The sequence below is a fragment of the Intestinibacter sp. genome, from assembly GCF_051866655.1.
Taxonomy (GTDB): Bacteria; Bacillota; Clostridia; order Peptostreptococcales; family Peptostreptococcaceae; genus Intestinibacter.
On sequence record NZ_JBJDXL010000556.1, the window covers coordinates 1 to 2,062 of the forward strand.

The 2,062-nt window shown below is 30.9% G+C and carries 2 protein-coding genes; both read right to left on the reverse strand.

Translation table 11 applies throughout. The features are described from left to right. The coding region (locus tag ACI3VO_RS16755; RefSeq protein ID WP_439759005.1) for an ATP-dependent metallopeptidase FtsH/Yme1/Tma family protein at nt 1-936 on the reverse strand (936 nt) is incomplete at its 3' end. A gap of 32 nt (nt 937-968) precedes the next feature. After that, nucleotides 969-2,062, reverse strand: a 1,094-nt coding sequence (tilS, locus tag ACI3VO_RS16760; RefSeq protein WP_439759006.1) for a tRNA lysidine(34) synthetase TilS, incomplete at its 5' end; no start/stop codon positions are given.

The following is a 2,062-nucleotide window of genomic DNA, read 5'->3' on the forward strand; positions in this document are numbered from 1 at the left end:
GTCAGGTCTATTTGTAGCAGCCATTATAATTATACCTTGGTTGACACCAAAACCATCCATTTCAACTAGAAGTTGGTTTAATGTTTGTTCTCTTTCATCGTGTCCTCCACCAAGACCTGCACCTCTTTTTCTACCAACAGCGTCTATTTCGTCTATAAATATTATCGCTGGAGCATTTTTCTTAGCTTGTTCAAATAAATCTCTAACTCTTGATGCACCTACCCCAACAAACATTTCAACGAAATCAGAACCACTTATTGTGAAAAATGGCACTCCGGCCTCACCAGCAACTGCTCTTGATAAATAAGTTTTCCCTGTTCCTGGAGGTCCTACCATAAGTATACCTTTAGGAATTCTAGCACCTAATTCTATATATCTCTTAGGATTCTTAAGGAAGTCTACTACTTCACTTAAATCTTCTTTTTCTTCTTGAAGGCCTGCTACATCTTTAAATGTAACCCTTGTCTTTTCATCATCCTTATGAACTCTAGCCTTTGATTTGCCGAAGTTCATAACCTTTCCGCCTCCACCTTGAGACTGATTCATAAATAGGAACCACATTATTACCATAAAGAATATTAATAATAATGTCGGTAACATTTCTATATACCAAGGATTAGATGGTTTAGCTTCTCCACTAACTACTAATTTATTTTGCTTAGCTTGTTGTAATACTTCATTTGCAAATTCATCACTCATAACTTCTTGTGGCATGTAAGATTTAAATTTTTTCTTTGAATCCTTTATAACACCTTCTACAGAAGTTGAATCTACAAAGTGTATTTCTGATATATTTTCCTCTGTTAAATACTCATATACTTGAGAAAATTTTAGCTCTTTTACTGTTTCTGTTGGTGTACCAGCAACTTCTACTATTGTCACAATTATAATTAAAAGTAACAAATAAAAACCTGCTCCTTTTAAGAATTTGTTCAACAGAAGCCCTCCTTTCATATGTTGATTTTATTTTAAAGCTTTTTAAAGCAAATTTTTAATACTTGTTTTGTCTCTTCATTCACTTTAAAGTTTTCACTTACTCTGTAATTTCCAACACAAATTACATCCTCACCGTCTACCAATATAGGTATTCTACTTCTTTCTTCTTTTGGAATTTTCATGTCGATAAATAAGCTTTTTAATTTTTTGTTACCCACAGAAATTGTTATTTTATCCCCAGGCTTTCTACTTCTTACAATCAAATCCCCTTTTATTTTGTCCAAATCAAACCATCTGTTGCTTTTATTTTCTTGTTTAGACAGATTGTATTTTTCTATACCCATAGTCTCAGCTTCGACAAGCATCCCTAATTCTTTTATTTTTACAAAGCCATTTTTAGGTACTTTATAGCAAAATTCAATATCTTCACTAATTATTTCCTTCACAGTAATTATTATACTATTTTTCTTTCTATATACAAATAAACCTCTAGGAAGATTTAATTTTTTGCCGATTTTTTTCTCTGGTTCTAACTCAATAATATCTAAAATATGTTTTTGGTCGATAAAATTAGTATCTCCTAAAACATATTTTATTGCATATCTAAGAACTCTATATTTTATTGCATTATGTAAGTTTATAAACAAATCCACAGCAATATCCACACTATCATCTGAAGCTATGCATATTTCTTCAAATTTCATCAATGCATTTTCTTCTATATAATCGCTATCTTCTTTTACACTATTGCTCATTCTAACGATAGACTTGATTACATTTGAATTAAAATTATCTTGCATATATGGAAGAAGCTTTAATCTAATTTTATTTCTTGTGTAGATTGGATCTAGATTAGTTTTATCTATTCTTGGATTTAAGTTGTATTGTTCACAATAGCCTTCTATTTCTTTTCTTTCTATATCCAATAGAGGTCTTATTATAACTTGATCTCTTATATATTCAATTCCTCTTAAGCCTTGAAGACCAGTTCCCCTCATAATATGCATAAGTACTGTTTCAGCTTGATCGTTCATATTGTGAGCAATGGCTATTTTATTAGCATGAGTTCTTCTCATTATTTCATAAAACATATCGTATCTTAATTTTCTAGCGCCATCTTCAATAG